This is a genomic window from Clostridioides sp. GD02377 (assembly GCF_045899875.1).
GTDB classification, from domain to species: Bacteria; Bacillota; Clostridia; order Peptostreptococcales; family Peptostreptococcaceae; genus Clostridioides; species Clostridioides difficile_A.
In genome coordinates this window covers 183,220-198,812 of sequence record NZ_JBJODA010000009.1, presented here as the reverse complement: position 1 = coordinate 198,812, position 15,593 = coordinate 183,220, and the positions used below count along the sequence as shown (strand labels likewise).

The following is a 15,593-nucleotide window of genomic DNA, read 5'->3' as shown; positions in this document are numbered from 1 at the left end:
TGTAAGAACCGTAGGAACTACGGGGATAGCCTGTGGAGAATTGGTAAGACATATTTCAGTATGCGAAATTCTATGAAACAGGAACCCTGTGAATTTAGTCATGGGAGGTTCAGACAACACTAATACATGCAATAGAAGCTGCATTAAAGTCAATTTCAGATTATTTAAATTAATAAAAAATATTTCTTAAACTAAAAACTTGAAACCCTTATATAAAAAAGGATAGTATAATTCTACTTATACTATCCTTTTTTAATTTAATTTTTCAATAAATCACAAACTTAGTACTCTTAATCTGTATACAAATCTATCTTACATTTATAACATCACTATTTTGAGAGTTTTTCCCATCGTAATTTGCAACAACATAGATATCCATATTTAAGTCTCCTTCAGGAATACTTATAGTATGCTCATTACCTTGTATATCACTTTGATACAATGTAAAATCTCCCTCTCCATTAGTATTGTTTTTTACATATATACTATAGGTACAACCCTTATGAGATACACTACTCCAATTAACCCTAATAACATTGTTTTCTCTGTCAACATTAGCTGATATGTTTTCAACCTTCATATCTTGAATATTATTATCATCATTTGAATTTGAATTTCCATTAGTAATATTTATGACATTACTTGGCTTAGTTGTATCTGAATCTTTCTTACCTACAACATAAATATCAAAATCTAAATTTTGATTATCTTTTATATCTACTTCTATAGTAGCATATACTTTTTGTGATTTTCCTAAATCACTTTCATTTACAGTTATAGATTTTATTTTCTTAAATGATTCTCCTGACAACTTGTCTTTAAGATATATATCATAGTCAAAGACATCTTTCATATAATCCCATTCAAGCTTAATAATAACTTTATTATTTACTATTTTATGTGACCCTACTAAATTTTGTATATAGTCATTCGTTATAGTTTCTTTAACTACTGTTATAGTTATTATTTTAGATTTATCTCCACAAGTTATCCGTACTCTTTCCTTACCTTCTCTAAGTCCTACGATATTTCCATCACTACTTAGACTTATTGCTCTTTCTACAGGTAACTTTGAATCCGCTAACTCATAATATATTTTTGGTGGCTCTAAACCAGGTGGAGAAGTTATTATATCTGGTTTTAATTTTTCATTTTGGTCAACTTCTATTTTTACATCATTCATATTTATTTCAGCAACTCTAGCTTGAATTCTAAAGCTTCTCTCTACTTCTTTATTTCCACACTTAGCATATATTGTGGCTTTTCCAACTCCAACTGCACTTACTGTATTTCCTTTAATTTTTAGCACATCATCATTACTACTCTTATAAATAGGTTTATATGACTTTTTAAATTTGTCATAATCAACCTCTATTGTACTTTCTATAGTAGCACTATCACCAACATGTTTTAAATCCCCATTAATCTCCATATCTAGTGATTCTACTTCTGGGTCTACTACCTTTATAGTAGCCTTTTTCAACACTCTTGAATTCTTCATAATACCCACAGAAGAATACCCAACCTTTAATGCTGTCATCTTATTTCCATCTATTTTTAAAGTCCCTGAATTATCCAACACATTAAACCAAATATTTGGGTCTTTAGCATATGAAGGAACCTTGATATATTCGCCAGTAGATAAAGTAACTGTTTCATTTAGTTTTACTACATATTTATCTAAATCTTTAACATATTCCCCATCTACAATTTCGATTTCTACTCCCTTTACCATTGGTCTAAGTATTCCAAATTTAAAAAGGTAGTACTGCGCAACAAGCAATATAGGAATAGATATAATTATGGCAATTTTTCTGTATTTCTTATTTTCTACAAATCTCATCTATCCACTTCCTTTAGCCTAATATATAATCATTTGTTTTGTAAGCAATCTACCTAAGTTAAATATTGGGATAAACTGGAAAAGTATTATATTTCAGAATATCCCTATACTAATTATAAACCATAAATTTAAAATTTAAAACTAAAATTAGTGTTAATTTCTTACTATTACAATAGTCTAATTTTAGTGAAATAACATTTGTCTTGTCAGCTAAAAAGTTATATAATTAATTCAAAAGAAATTTATACTTGTATTATATGAGGAGGACTTTAAATTGGAAATCAATTACAAAAAAAAAGATTTCAAATCATTTGCTAAAAGAAAAAACATTGAAATTTCTGTTCAAAGGTATCTTATTGATGCGTTAAGTTACATGGCACTCGGTCTTTTTTCTTCCCTTTTAATTGGAACAATTTTTAACACATTAGGAGACAACTTCAATATTTCTCTTTTTACTGAAGTTATAAGCCCTCTTGCTAAACAAGTTACAGGTCCAGCTATAGCAGTGGCTATTGCGTATGGACTTCAAGCACCTCCACTTGTGCTATTTTCTTGTGCACTTGTTGGAGCTTGTGGTAATGAATTAGGGGGTCCTGTTGGGGCATTTGTCGCTACACTTTTTGCTGTAGAGATTGGAAAATTAGTTTCAAAAGAAACAAAAGTAGATATATTAGTTACACCTGCTGTAACAATACTAATTGGAGTACTTGTAGCTCAACTTATTGGTCCAGCTGTTTCTGCATTTATGACTTCATTTGGAAACATAATAATGCAAGCTACAACTATGCAACCCATCATAATGGGGGCTCTAGTCTCTGCGCTGGTTGGAATAGCTCTTACATTACCTATAAGTAGTGCAGCTATTTGTATGATGCTTAGTTTAGGAGGTCTTGCTGGTGGAGCAGCAACTGTTGGTTGTTGTTGCCAAATGGTAGGTTTCGCTGTTATGAGCTTTAGAGAAAATGGGGTAGGTGGTCTAGTTGCACAAGGACTTGGTACATCTATGCTTCAGGTTCCCAACATAATAAAAAATTGGAAAATTTGGATTCCACCTACTGTTGCTTCAATATTACTTGGACCATTATCTACAACAATATTTAAAATGGAGAATATCCCTATTGGTTCTGGTATGGGTACTTGTGGATTGGTTGGCCAATTTGGGACAGTAACTGCTATGCAGAGTGCTGGAAAAGGAGGTATAACTATGTGGGTTGGTATACTTTTACTTAACTTTATACTTCCTGCTATTGTAACTTTGCTAATTTCAGAATTTATGAGAAAAAAAGGTTTAATAAAACCAGGAGATTTAAAACTAGATGTATAAATTAAAAACTACTCCTTTTACTTGTATAAAAGTAAGGAGTAGTTTTTTTTATGAAAATTCCAACATCTTTTTTAATAACCAGTCTATTGAACCTTTTACTTCATTCCAAAGAACTATATTTTCATCATAGTAATATACAGCTTCAGCCTTTTCTTCTTCTGTAACAAATTCTCTACCAAAAGCATTTCTCCAGTCTAATAAATATAATCCAATATATTTATTTTTACTTTTAGCAGCCTTAATAGAGTCATTTGCTAAAAACATGCTGTTATTTTTAAAGTAATAAAGAGCTTTACTGTACATCCATGTAGCAGACTTTTCTTCTTTATAAAGCTCAAATAATTTATTTATTGAAGTTCTATCATTTAATCTAATCAATATATTTAACAGCTTATATCTTATTCCTTGTTCATCACTAGGATTAATTGCTATTAAATACTCTAATACTTTTTTGGACTCATTTAAGTTGTCAATACTTTCTAGCTTCCTAGCAAGAGATTCAAGCGCTATCATATAAGCTCTAGTAGATAGACCTTTCCAAAATCCAAGCTCTTTATCTTCTTTTGTAATCATACTTTTCCCTATATTTACAGCTTCTTCCATATATCTAATTGATTCAATATTGCTATTAGCATCTTGTGATAGCTTAATGTATCTTTTATACAATATTTTCTTCTTTTCTAAATCTAAGTCTATAGAATTGGATTTAGAATTTGTTTCTTTAACCCAAAATTCTACATTAGAGATAGCTATAGTATCTTGATTTAAAAAGTCAATACTGCAAACTTCTTTTATCAAAGATGATTTATTATTTATAGTGTTTAAAGAAACACCTATTTGTTTTGAAAATTCTTTTTTTGTTATATGTAATGGATGCTTCTTATTATATAAAAGATTTTGCTCCAAAACTATATTTAGTATAGCTGAAGACCATATATCAGCTCTAGAAGAATGAATTGTTTCTTTGTTATTATCCAAAAGGTTTTGCAAAATTTTAAAACTTATATCTTTATATTCTTGATTCAAATTGGAGTTGCAAAATCTATTTATCTTGTCTTTAATTTCTTCTATCTTGCTTGTCATGACTTCTCCTCCATATTTTACATATATAAAACTAGTGCTACAAATTCAAGTTCTTCTTCTCCTATATTTTCTATAGAATGTTTTGCACCATCAGCTGTATACACTACATCACCCTCATTAACTTCTATAAACTCCCCATTATCAAATACTTTACCTTTTCCTTTTAATATATAGTATACTTCAAAATCTGTTGTATGGTCATGCACACCAATTGAACTTCCTGCTGGTAAAGCTATTCTTTTAAATAGTCTTCCTTTTCCTTTAAGCTCTTCATTTTGTATTATGTTTTCAAGCCTAACTTTTCCAATACCACCATTCAAATTTTCTTTTAATTCTACTTGTAATTCAGATTTCTTTCTTATCATAGCTCATCCCACCTGCCAAACAATCAATCTAACTACTAAATTGGCATATCCTTTCCATAATATGTTGTATTTTAATATAATAATAACATATATTCTCATAAAAAAATATTACTGAATATATAAAAATGACACTATTTTTACATATATTGCAATTTAATTAAATTGTCCCATAAGTTGACGTCTCTAACAAAAAAACATATACTCATATAGTATGGGAAATTTTTGTTAAATTTTTTATCTGGAGGTTCTATACATATGTCAGTTTCAAAAACTCAAGAAAAACTTAAACAACCTAAGGATTTATATTTCTGCTGTTCAATATTTACCTTTGTAGGACTTGCATACTATGGTATGAAGTTGGTATTATTATTATTTTTAGCTGAACAAGTATCCAAAGGTGGTTTAGGATTAACACCAGCAGAATCAGCATCAATGCTTGCATCTTTTTTGGCATGGACTTATTTTTCTCCAGTTATTGGTGGATGGGTAAGTGATAGATTTTTAGGTCCCAAAAACTGTATTATACTTGGAATGATAATGGTATCAATTGGTTATTTTTTAGGATATTTAGCAGATAGTAAAATGGATATAAATATCATGATATTCTTATCTGGATTAGGAATAGGTTTTTATAAAGGCAACCTACACACTTTGGTAGGAAATCTATATACTAATGATGACCCACGAAAAGATGGAGCTTTCTCTATTACATACATGGCTACCAATTTAGGAACATTATTTGGACCTTTAGTATGTGGTTTAGTTGCTAATGAATGGTTTGCTATGAAAAGTGGTGCCTCTATAAACATGTATGGTTATAGATATGTGTTCTTATTTTCATCAATTACTGTTCTAATAGGTTTATTATTTTTTATCTTTGGCAACAAAAAATTTTATAAATCTTCAAATAATAAATTTAGTAACGGAAGAGAATCTATAAAGAAATCACTTGAATATAAGAAGATGTTAGCTTCCAAACGATTAACTTTAGTTGAGAAAAAAAGAATAGTGGTAATATTAGTCTTAGCTTTCTTTACAGTATTTTTTTGGATAGCATACAATCAAGCCTCTATGTCTATTGCCTTATATACAAAGGAACACATAAATCTTGCTGTTGGTAATTTTCAAATCCCAACTTCATGGATAGACTCATATAATGGTCTTCTTTGTGTCATCCTTGGACCTATATCTGCTCTAGTATGGGTAAAGCTATCTCAAACTAAAAAAGGTGATTTAAGTGTACCTAAGAAGATGAGTCTAGGATTTATACTATTAGCTATTGCATTTTTATTCATGATAGTAGCTGTTATGCAAACAGGAACAGACCCTAATTCTATTCATAAGGCAAGTGTATTTTGGGTAGTTGGATTTTTAACATTCCAAAGTATAGGAGAAATTTGTTTTTCTCCAGTTGGATATGGTATGGTAAATAAACTTTCACCTGAAAAATATATTTCATTTCTAATGGGTGTTTGGTTTTTAGGTAAATTTGCAGCAAATAAATTATCTGGTTATACACAAGCTATTATAGACCAGCTTGGTATGTTACAAGTATTCATAGTAATACCATCATTCTTATTACTATTTGGAATTATATTGCTTATAATGAACAAAAAATTAGTAGAATTATCAAATTAAAAACTTTTTCTAAATAGAGTAAAAAATATAATAAAAAATCGAGGTACATAATACCTCGATTTTTTATTATATTTAGTTACAAACTATATAGCTCTAGTATATACTTTTAACCATTCTCTTTCTTCATCAGTTAAGAAAGAAGATATTTTATCATAAACTAGTTTATGATACCAGTTTAAATAATCTTTTTCATCTTGATTCATTAACTCTGGAACTATACCATCTAAGTCAATAGGAGCTAATGTAACAACTTCAAACTCCATAAATTGACCATAGAAGTTCTTTTCAGCTTTTCTAACTACTATTTCATTCTCTGTTCTTATACCATGAGAACCTTCTATATATATACCTGGTTCATTAGTAGTTACCATTCCTTCTTCAAGAACTGCACTATCAAATCTTTCAGGTACTACTCTCCATCTAAATCCATTTGGTGCTTCATGAACATTTAGCACAAATCCTATACCATGTCCAGTTCCACACTGATAATCTATTCCCATATTCCACATACAACTTCTAGATAATATATCTAAATTATATCCTCTACAACCATGTAAAAACTTGACTTTAGAAAGATTTATCATACCTCTTGCCACAGAAGTAAAGTGTAGTTTTAACTCATCACTTATAGGTCCTAATACTGTAGTTCTAGTTATATCAGTAGTTCCATCATAATATTGTCCACCTGAATCTACTAAGAATAACCCTTCAGCTTCTAACTTATAGTTTGATTCTGGAGTAGCACTATAGTGCATCATAGCTGCATGCTCTTTATATGCAGCAATTGTATTGAAACTTGGCTCAAAGAAACCTTCTTGTTCTCTTCTTAAGTTTTCTAATTTTTCAGTAGCACTTATTTCAGTTATTTCAATTTTACCAACATTTGTCTTTAACCAGTACATGAATTTAGTGAAAGCTACACCATCTTTAATATGAGAGTTTCTTATATTTTCTAATTCTATTTCATTTTTTTGTGCTTTAAAGAACATTACTGGATTAAATTCATCAACCTTCTCAACTTCACAAGGTATGTTATTGTAAATCGCATAGTTAAGCTTAGTTCCATCTACTAAAACTTTTTCAGCCTTGTCTATAGATTTTACAAACTCATATACATCATTATATGGCTTTATTTGAACATTCTCTTTAGCTAGTTCATTTAATATTTCTTCATTTAATTTGCTTTCATCAACAAATAGGTAAACTTCTTTTAAAGTTATTACTGCATAAGAAAGTACAACTGGATTGTATTTAACATCTCCACCTCTTATATTAAACAACCATGCTATATCATCAAGAGTAGTTATTACATGAGTAGAAGTACCCTTTTCACTCATTTTTTCTCTTAATCTACTTAATTTTGAACTAAAACTTTCTCCACAATATTTAACATCTAATAAGAATGCCTTACTATCTGATAAAGCAGGTCTATCTTTCCATACACTATCTATTAAATCATATTGGTATTCTACCTTTATTCCTTTTTTAGATAATTTTTCAGCTAATGTAGCTCCTTCTCTAGCACATATAACTCTACCATCAAACCCTAAAGTTCCACCTTCAGGAATATTTGTATATAAATATTCATCTGTAGTTGGGCAACCTTCTTGTCCCATTTTAAATAATTTTATAGTACTTCCTTCTAATTGAGACTCTGCCTGTATGAAATATCTTCCATCTGTCCATAATCCAGCTTCATCTTTAGTAACAATAACTGTACCAGCTGAACCATTAAATCCTGATATAAATTCTCTTGATTTAAAGTAATCTCCTACATATTCACTTTGATGATTATCAGAAGATGGAATCATATAGGCATCTATATTTTTTTCTTCCATAAGTCTTCTTAATTCACTTAATCTGTCTTTTATATTCACAACAAGACCTCCTCAAAATAATAGTTTTAATAACTAAATATATAAGTATGTAAAGTTTATTACATAAATATTTCTCTTATAATTTATATAAATCTTATACACTCTAATTATCACAATTATAATTTTAATTATATTATGTATCTGTGTAAAGCTTTTTTTCATAATTAAAGAGGAAATTACATTTTTATTTTATATTTAAATGTAATTTCCTTTATTTTCACTAATTTAGTATGAATTATTCTTCTTTTGTTAATAAATCCATAGCCATTAATTTTGTTAATATATTTCTTATTCCTAATAATATTAAACCAAATATTATTAATACTGATGCTATTCCTCCAAATATCTGTAAAAAACCAAGTGTAGCTGTAAAACCAGCAATTTTCCCTGATAATAAACTCGCAAAGAAACTTGTTAAATACCATGCTCCCATAGATAATGTAGCATACTTAGCTGGAGCTAATTTATTAAACATCGCAAGTCCTATAGGAGACAAAAATAATTCACCTACTGTTGTAAATATATAAGTTACTACTATAAACAACATGCTAGCCTTTACCATTCCATTTGGACCGTTAGCTAATGTAGAAAATACCATCACTATAAAACCAACACCCATTATTATCATTCCTAAACCCATTTTAACTGGAATAGAAAAGTCACCTCTTTTAGTATTAGATAATTTAACCCATAAAGCAGCTAATACTGGGCATAAAGCTACACATAATATAGCATTTAGTGATGTAAGCCATGCTACTGGCATTTCAAATCCAAATACAGTTCTATTTACATTATCCCTTACATAAATCATAAATGAACTTTGTGTTTGATAGTATGCTGTCCAGAATAAGACCACAAATAAAAATAAAACAACCATTGCTATTATTCTATTTTTCTCTAACTTAATAAGTGGTCCATACTCAATTTTTTCACCTTTATTTCCTTTAGTAACAGGATGTTTTCCAATTTCATTTAGTAATTTTGGCGCAAGAAGTGTAAATATAATCATACCTAACATCATACCTATACCACAAATTAAAAACGCCATCTTGTATCCATAAGATACTATATCACCACTTGCTCCTCTTACTGCAAAGACATTATCAGAAAGCAATCCACATATTATTGGAGCTATAAATGCTCCTACATTTACTGCCATATAGAATAAACTGTATGCTGCATCTTTTCTCGATACATCAGTTTTAGGATATATATCCCCAACTATATTTGAACAACTTGATTTAAAAAAACCATTTCCTAAAATGATTATTGATAGGCCTACCCAAACCATTGCAATAGATGTTGATGAAGCAAATAGTACAAAATCGCCTATTGCTATTAAAAGTGCACCTATAGAAATACATTTTTGTTGACCTAAAACTTTATCTGCTAACCAGCCACCAACTAATGGCGTAAGATATATAAGACCTGTAAATAATCCAAACATAGATGTTGCTTCTTGTGTAGAAAGGCCTAAACCGCCTTGAGCTATACTTGCTGTAAAAAATAATACCAATAAAGCTGTTAAACCATAATAACTAAATCTCTCCCATAAAATTGTCATGCAAATAAGCCAAAAACTCTTCGGATGACCAACTTTTTTAGATACGCTTTCTGTATTTGACATAAAAAACGCCCCCTCATTGTTTTTATAGTTAAATTTAGTACTAAGATTACATTAATCATTTTAGTACATACTTATAATATCATCTTTTTTATGTTTACTCAATAGATTACCATCAGTATTTTCATTTTTTTATTATTATTTTTAAAATTATGAAAAATATTATTTTTCCAGTATTTTAAACTAAAAATATTAATATATATATATTTAAATAATATCTTTAATATTTAATTTTTTTTGTATTTATTTTTTTGATTTTCATTTATTTTTATTTAAATAATTCAATTCTGAAATATTTTTTATTAACCTTTTTTTGCAAGTTATTTTTTTATCAATTCATGTGTGTAAATTGTTTTTATTATGAAATAACAAAAGCTATTTTAAATTCTCTATTTGAGAATAAAAATAGCTTTTATCTATATATCAAAATTTTCTTTTTTTAATAAATTGACTTAAATTATTGTTTAGCTTTCATTTGGTATTTATCTGTAATTTTAACTTTATATTTTTCTTTTAAATTTGTTATAAGTAAATTTTGTTTTTCTGATGTTAGACTACTTACTAAATCTGATTTTATTTCTTCGAATGGTTGATATTTTTCATCTGTCTTCTTAATTATATGATATCCATAATCACTTTCTACAAGTTTACTAGATATTTCACCTTTTTTCAATGCAAATGCAGCCTTTTCAAAAGACTCAACCATCTGACCTTTACCAAAGAATCCTAAATCTCCACCTGACTCTGCACTACTATCTTCAGAATACTTTTTGGCTAGAGTAGCAAAGTCTTCTCCAGCTTGTGCTTTTTTAAGTATCTCTTCAGCTTCTTTTTTAAGTTCAGCTTTTTTACTATCACTAACTTGTTTACCTTTATCATCAACAGTTTTTATTAAAATATGTGAAGCTCTAACCTGTAAATAATTGCTCTTGTTTTTATTGTAATAATTCTCAGCTTCTTTATCAGTCACTTTTGCTTTTTCACTTAAGTATTTTGATGCTACTAGTTCTTTTTTCATATCAGCTTTTATATATTTTTCAGTCAAGTCAAACTGTTTTAAAAATTCTTCTTTAGTCATGCCCATTGCAGATTCTATGTTAGTCATTAAATTATTATATTGAGCATCTAGTTCATCATTAGTTATACTTACTTTTTCTTTAGTTGCTTCAGTAGATAATATGTCAGACGTAATCATAGTCTCAATCATATTTGATTCATATGAACGTATTTCATCATCACTCATAGTAGTTTTTGCATTTAAATAAAATAATGGCTCCATTCTTTTTCTCAACATCTCACCTGTTATTTTTTTATCCCCAATAGTAGCCACTGCTTCATTGCTACTATAATGCTTTGAAGTGGCTGGTAACTTTCTCCCAGCTTCTTTGCCAAAAACATAACCTCCACCTAAGCATATAGCTCCTACTGCAACAATTGCTACAACTGCTTTAATTGTTTTGTTACTTAGTTTTATTTCTCTTTTCTTGACTTTGTTGTCAGTGTTTTTTTCATCTGACACATCATCTTTTTTAGAACTTACATTATCTGACTTTTTAATTTCATCTAATGAATTTTCTTTTGGATTTTTTTCTTCAGACATTAATATCCTCCTTAATTTTGTTTGTACAATACTTCACTTTTATTATTTTACATTAAAATAATATTAAATGTGTGAACCAGAAATGAAACTCTCATGAATTTAAAATGAAATTAAATATTTCTCAAACTATATCTTATAAAATTTCTTCCAACTTTTGTATCTCCATACTTTAACATCTGTATAACTTCATTTTTTTCTTTTTGCAAATAAATAGAACATTCTTCTAAAGACTTAAATATCTCTAATACTTCGCCTTTTTTATTTACTAATTCAATCTTTTTCTTTCCACCTCTTTTGATTATAGACTTATATTTTTTAAAATATTCATCATACTCCTCATCGATACATTCAAATTTATAATTCATTTTTAATGCCTCAATTTTATCATTGGTTAAAATTTCATTTCTCTTTTTATCAGAAAGTCTTGTACTAAATATCTTATCATTTAGAATATTAAATATCTCAGATGGAGATTTACTATTTTCTAAATAGCTCCATTCATTTTTACAATACTCTTCTATATTTAACACTTTACTTAAATACTTTATGGCATCTCCAAAATAATCCATATATCCATATTTTAAATTTTCTCTTATATATCCTAATGGTACTTTAAGGGCTTTGCTACATTGTATATGTGTATCAAAAATATTTTCTTCTTTAGTATACAAGTTTATTGCTTTTATACTTTTTCCCCTTTTTATTTTTATTTCTTTTATGTAATCTAAATCTTCTTCTGCTAGGTATTCACTTGTTTCACGTATTTGTTTTTCTTCAATACGACTTTTTAATAAAACACAACTTTCTCCTTGGTCAAGTTCTTCAACTTTTTTTGAATCATCTTTTTTATTTTTAATTAATGTTTCCTTATCTCCATCACTTATATATTTATCAATAATTACTGTTTCCACTTTATTCAATATTTTATTATCATTATTAACATTTGTTTTTTTTATACATGGTACTTCGTTTTCATTACTACATACTATATCTTCCTTATCTAAAATTTTATCATCTTCATTAGACAAAAATATTTCTTGTTCTAAAACTTTAACTTCTTTATTTTCAATTTCTTTTTTATCAGTTAATACTTGTTCCTTTTCGATTAACTCTTCTTTATATAATCCCTCTTCATTTTTTAATACTATTTCACCTTCTTCTTCTGCTTTATCAAATTTTTGTCTTTTTTTCATAATACCAAACAACTTTTTTAACACTCAAGGTTCCTCCTAATACTTTCTATACCCTTATATTGCCATATAAAATATTACTTTGTCAAAACTCTTATTTAGTATATAACTACTTATTACTATTTTCTTGATAATTTCTTGCTAAATCAGTTTTCCATATAATATAATCTACAGCTATTCCAAGTGCAAGCATTATCCTTCTTATTGATAAATTCTCTATATCAAAATCATCTTCTGTGACTTTTTCATAATCACTTTTTGGCATAATAGCTTCCATAATCTTATTTAAAACCATGTCTTTTGCTAAATCACACTCTTTCGAAAAATGTTCTTCATTATCACATAATGATTGTGCTAAAATAACTAGTAATCTTCCCACAGTTAAAAAACCATGTTTTAGACTAAAGTTTTCATTATTATTGATTTCACCATAAATCTTATTTATAATATTATCTACTATATTAGTAACTATCTTGTTATCTTCTTCATTTATCTTTTTGATTTGTTCTAAAATAGTTTCTTCTTGTATATTTTTATTACACATATTTATTCACCATTCCTTTATTTAAAATTTTGCTTATAGCATAAAACTAAACATTTTATAACCTATTAATTGTTGTTTGCGACTGTTTGATGTTATATAATAATAATCAAGCGTATATAAAAGTTATATAAAATATATAAATTAAAATTCATAGTGTAGATTCAATTATATTATTCAAATACATAATGTAAATTATTTATCATGTAAATTGTCTATTAATACTCTATCAGAATTTATAAAAATAATATTTAAAAGGAGAAAGTATATGAAATATTCAACAATGGGTATGAAAGCAGTAAATACAAAAGAAAATGACAATAAATTTTCTAGTGGCATATTTTTAGAGCTGTACACGTTAAATTTAATGATAAAAAAAGACGATTGTGTTTATGGGAAAGAAGTTACAGATTACATAGGTAGTTTTAATTTGTCTTGGAAACCTAGTAACGGAACCATGTATCCAATAATAGAAAAAATGCTCACAAAGGGTCTTATTGAAGTTGCAACAAAAAAAGAACGTAAAAAACTCTATAAGATAACTGAAAAAGGAAGAATCTACTACAATGAGAGGGCTGCTGAGTTTAAACAAATGCTAATAGAATCGGCAAACTTTTATAATACCATTGCAAGTGAATTAGAATAATTCCAAAGAAGACCACTCTTCAAGTTAGAGTGGTCTAAATTTCATATCAGTAATGCTTCTCATTCACTTAAGTAATTAATTAATCTAACAGCCTTTTTCAATTTAGATTTTGCACAAGCTCTTTTTTTATTTATTGTTCCTCTGCAAAGTCCAAACATCTCTGCTATTTCTGAATCAGTATTATCCTTCATATACCACATCACTAGTATTCGTCTTTCAAATGTTGTAAGATCTTTAAATATATTAGAGCATGTAATTCCATCAATCCAATTGTTATTTAAAAATTCTTCATCATATATATTTATAGTCATATCCTTTTCAATTATCGCAATCGACAATTTTAGATTATAAAAAAGCTCGACATAATCGAGCACTTCATCTATTTCTTTTTGTGCATTTTTATCACAAATAGTTTCTTCTATCGGTAATTGTTGATCAGAATCATATATATTAAATATCTTTTTCTGATAGTATAGGCCCCTTGCTATAGGGTCTTTAGATAATTTTTCTAAATGTCTAAAAACATAATAATGAAAATTTCGCTTTACATAATTGTGAAAAGACGGTTTTGTATCTTTATATTTATGACACATAGATAAAAAAATAGCACATATCTCCTGTTGTATATCTTCTTTATCATTATTTGAGAATATACCAACTATTTTTGCAACTGTCTTATCTGCAATCATTTGACCATGACCATTAACAAAATACGAATTTATTTTCAATCGTTCATGTTCTTCTTCTACAAATAATTTAATAAAACTTCTTATTGAGTAATCTTCTATAGAATATTGTCCATATACTATTAAAGAAATATACTTATTTAACATTGCTCTAAACGAATTAATTAGTTCTTGTGCTGCATCTTTTGATCCAGCTTGTAATTCATATACCAAATCATGTATTTTTTGATACTCATTCATTCCATATTTTTGCAAATTATTTTTATAAGTTATTTTTTTTTTCATATTATATACCTTCTTAGCATTATATTATTACTTCTTATCTATTAAGATTATAAAACTATACATTTATACTAAAAATATCTAATCAAATAAATATTTTCTTTCATTAAGTAAACCAGGAACTGACTTGTCTGCCAGTTTCTCTATGTATTCAAAGCATTTTGGATGTATATGCCACTTAAATTCTCTCTTTCTTTTATATTCATCTATAGAAAATTGTTCTGGTAGTATTGGCTTATTACATATTTGGCATATCATTATCTCTCCTTTTCTTGGTGGCTCTGGTACTTTACTTCTTTTTGTAATATAATTTTCTATATTTTTATCAATAGTAAAATTCATATTTCCCCTCCATAAGTTTGATAAAATCATATATAAACTTCTGTAATATCTTTATGTACATTCTCTTTTGATTTTAATATCATAGTTTTAATATCATAGTTCAATTTCAATTCTATTTTTTTAGTTTCACAATCTCTTATTAAATCTGTTAATACATAACTCTTTATAACAACTGTCTTTGTAATTGAATTGTAGAGCTTTATATTAAATAACAAGTTTTTATTTTGTAAATCAAACTTCAAGAAATAATAGTTTAAATCTTCTTTACTTATATTACATATCAATATATTATTAATAAATAACTTTAACTCATCAATGATTTTAAAGATAAGATTAACTATTTTAGTTACTGTTTTTATTTCACTTTTATTTTCATATAATAAATGCATAGTTTTCACCTCCTAATTTTCAATCTCACTCTGCCTACTATTTTAATAATAAATCTAAGTATAAGAGTATATAGGTCACTTGTCACAATCGACAACTAATAAACAAAAAAAAAGTCTTCTATAAAAGACAAAGTTAAAAAAAGCTTTATTATAAACCTACACA

14 protein-coding genes are annotated in these 15,593 nt (G+C 27.5%); 3 read left to right on the top strand and 11 right to left on the bottom strand.

Going from position 1 to position 15,593, the window contains the following annotated elements; translation table 11 throughout:
* Positions 1–307 precede the first annotated feature (307 nt).
* Positions 308–1,843 carry a hypothetical protein gene (locus tag Q3304_RS10145; RefSeq protein ID WP_407815183.1) on the bottom strand — a complete coding sequence of 512 codons (1,536 nt, stop codon included), beginning with the start codon at positions 1,841–1,843 and terminating at the stop codon, positions 308–310.
* Between the two features lie 274 nt (positions 1,844–2,117).
* On the opposite strand from Q3304_RS10145, the gene Q3304_RS10140 reads away from it, so the two are divergent.
* Positions 2,118–3,167 (top strand): PTS transporter subunit IIC, encoded by a 1,050-nt coding sequence (locus Q3304_RS10140; protein ID WP_054270725.1) that lies wholly within the window; start codon positions 2,118–2,120, stop codon positions 3,165–3,167.
* A 48-nt stretch (positions 3,168–3,215) separates the two neighbouring features.
* On the opposite strand, the gene Q3304_RS10135 is transcribed toward Q3304_RS10140, so the two are convergent.
* Together Q3304_RS10135 and Q3304_RS10130 are read right to left on the bottom strand one after the other, a co-directional pair.
* Positions 3,216–4,250 (bottom strand): DUF6398 domain-containing protein, encoded by a 1,035-nt coding sequence (locus Q3304_RS10135; protein WP_407815184.1) that lies wholly within the window; start codon positions 4,248–4,250, stop codon positions 3,216–3,218.
* Between the two features lie 17 nt (positions 4,251–4,267).
* Positions 4,268–4,615, bottom strand: coding sequence for a cupin domain-containing protein (locus tag Q3304_RS10130; RefSeq protein WP_054270727.1), 348 nt, complete (start codon positions 4,613–4,615; stop codon positions 4,268–4,270).
* A gap of 255 nt (positions 4,616–4,870) precedes the next feature.
* Between Q3304_RS10130 and Q3304_RS10125 the strand changes: the two genes are divergently transcribed.
* On the top strand, positions 4,871–6,253 hold the full coding sequence (locus Q3304_RS10125) for a peptide MFS transporter (protein WP_407815185.1): 1,383 nt from the start codon (positions 4,871–4,873) through the stop codon (positions 6,251–6,253).
* 83 nt (positions 6,254–6,336) lie between these two features.
* Here Q3304_RS10125 and Q3304_RS10120 read toward each other — a convergent pair whose 3' ends face one another.
* The 5 genes from Q3304_RS10120 to Q3304_RS10100 form a co-directional block, all read right to left on the bottom strand.
* Positions 6,337–8,130 (bottom strand): aminopeptidase P family protein, encoded by a 1,794-nt coding sequence (locus tag Q3304_RS10120; protein WP_054270729.1) that lies wholly within the window; start codon positions 8,128–8,130, stop codon positions 6,337–6,339.
* Between the two features lie 235 nt (positions 8,131–8,365).
* Positions 8,366–9,757: a peptide MFS transporter gene (locus Q3304_RS10115; RefSeq protein WP_407815186.1), complete on the bottom strand. Its 1,392-nt coding sequence runs from the start codon at positions 9,755–9,757 to the stop codon at positions 8,366–8,368.
* Positions 9,758–10,211: 454 nt separating this feature from the next.
* Positions 10,212–11,354 (bottom strand): peptidylprolyl isomerase, encoded by a 1,143-nt coding sequence (locus tag Q3304_RS10110; RefSeq protein WP_407814336.1) that lies wholly within the window; start codon positions 11,352–11,354, stop codon positions 10,212–10,214.
* Between the two features lie 110 nt (positions 11,355–11,464).
* Positions 11,465–12,571, bottom strand: a complete 1,107-nt coding sequence (locus Q3304_RS10105; RefSeq protein WP_407814335.1) for a hypothetical protein — start codon at positions 12,569–12,571, stop codon at positions 11,465–11,467.
* An 82-nt stretch (positions 12,572–12,653) separates the two neighbouring features.
* Complete coding sequence (locus Q3304_RS10100; protein ID WP_407811642.1) at positions 12,654–13,088, bottom strand: hypothetical protein; 435 nt, start codon at positions 13,086–13,088, stop codon at positions 12,654–12,656.
* 265 nt (positions 13,089–13,353) lie between these two features.
* Between Q3304_RS10100 and Q3304_RS10095 the strand changes: the two genes are divergently transcribed.
* Positions 13,354–13,731 (top strand): PadR family transcriptional regulator, encoded by a 378-nt coding sequence (locus Q3304_RS10095; RefSeq protein ID WP_054270734.1) that lies wholly within the window; start codon positions 13,354–13,356, stop codon positions 13,729–13,731.
* A 59-nt stretch (positions 13,732–13,790) separates the two neighbouring features.
* Here Q3304_RS10095 and Q3304_RS10090 read toward each other — a convergent pair whose 3' ends face one another.
* The 3 genes from Q3304_RS10090 to Q3304_RS10080 all read right to left on the bottom strand — a co-directional run bounded on the left by Q3304_RS10090 (position 13,791) and on the right by Q3304_RS10080 (position 15,430).
* A complete protein-coding gene (locus tag Q3304_RS10090) occupies positions 13,791–14,702 on the bottom strand; it encodes a hypothetical protein (protein WP_407814334.1) in 912 nt (303 codons plus the stop codon).
* 78 nt (positions 14,703–14,780) lie between these two features.
* Positions 14,781–15,041 (bottom strand): hypothetical protein, encoded by a 261-nt coding sequence (locus tag Q3304_RS10085; RefSeq protein ID WP_054270736.1) that lies wholly within the window; start codon positions 15,039–15,041, stop codon positions 14,781–14,783.
* A gap of 26 nt (positions 15,042–15,067) precedes the next feature.
* Complete coding sequence (locus Q3304_RS10080) at positions 15,068–15,430, bottom strand: hypothetical protein (RefSeq protein ID WP_054270737.1); 363 nt, start codon at positions 15,428–15,430, stop codon at positions 15,068–15,070.
* Between the last annotated feature and the right edge of the window lie 163 nt (positions 15,431–15,593).

Excerpts from the sequence above, each read along its gene's own strand:
- Q3304_RS10145 (WP_407815183.1), bottom strand. The coding sequence starts at position 1,843 with ATGAGATTTGTAGAAAATAAGAAATACAGAAAAATTGCCATAATTATA.
- Q3304_RS10135 (WP_407815184.1), bottom strand. The coding sequence starts at position 4,250 with ATGACAAGCAAGATAGAAGAAATTAAAGACAAGATAAATAGATTTTGC.
- Q3304_RS10130 (WP_054270727.1), bottom strand. The coding sequence starts at position 4,615 with ATGATAAGAAAGAAATCTGAATTACAAGTAGAATTAAAAGAAAATTTG.
- Q3304_RS10125 (WP_407815185.1), top strand. The coding sequence starts at position 4,871 with ATGTCAGTTTCAAAAACTCAAGAAAAACTTAAACAACCTAAGGATTTA.
- Q3304_RS10115 (WP_407815186.1), bottom strand. The coding sequence starts at position 9,757 with ATGTCAAATACAGAAAGCGTATCTAAAAAAGTTGGTCATCCGAAGAGT.
- Q3304_RS10110 (WP_407814336.1), bottom strand. The coding sequence starts at position 11,354 with ATGTCTGAAGAAAAAAATCCAAAAGAAAATTCATTAGATGAAATTAAA.
- Q3304_RS10100 (WP_407811642.1), bottom strand. The coding sequence starts at position 13,088 with ATGTGTAATAAAAATATACAAGAAGAAACTATTTTAGAACAAATCAAA.
- Q3304_RS10095 (WP_054270734.1), top strand. The coding sequence starts at position 13,354 with ATGAAATATTCAACAATGGGTATGAAAGCAGTAAATACAAAAGAAAAT.
- Q3304_RS10090 (WP_407814334.1), bottom strand. The coding sequence starts at position 14,702 with ATGAAAAAAAAAATAACTTATAAAAATAATTTGCAAAAATATGGAATG.
- Q3304_RS10085 (WP_054270736.1), bottom strand. The coding sequence starts at position 15,041 with ATGAATTTTACTATTGATAAAAATATAGAAAATTATATTACAAAAAGA.
- Q3304_RS10080 (WP_054270737.1), bottom strand. The coding sequence starts at position 15,430 with ATGCATTTATTATATGAAAATAAAAGTGAAATAAAAACAGTAACTAAA.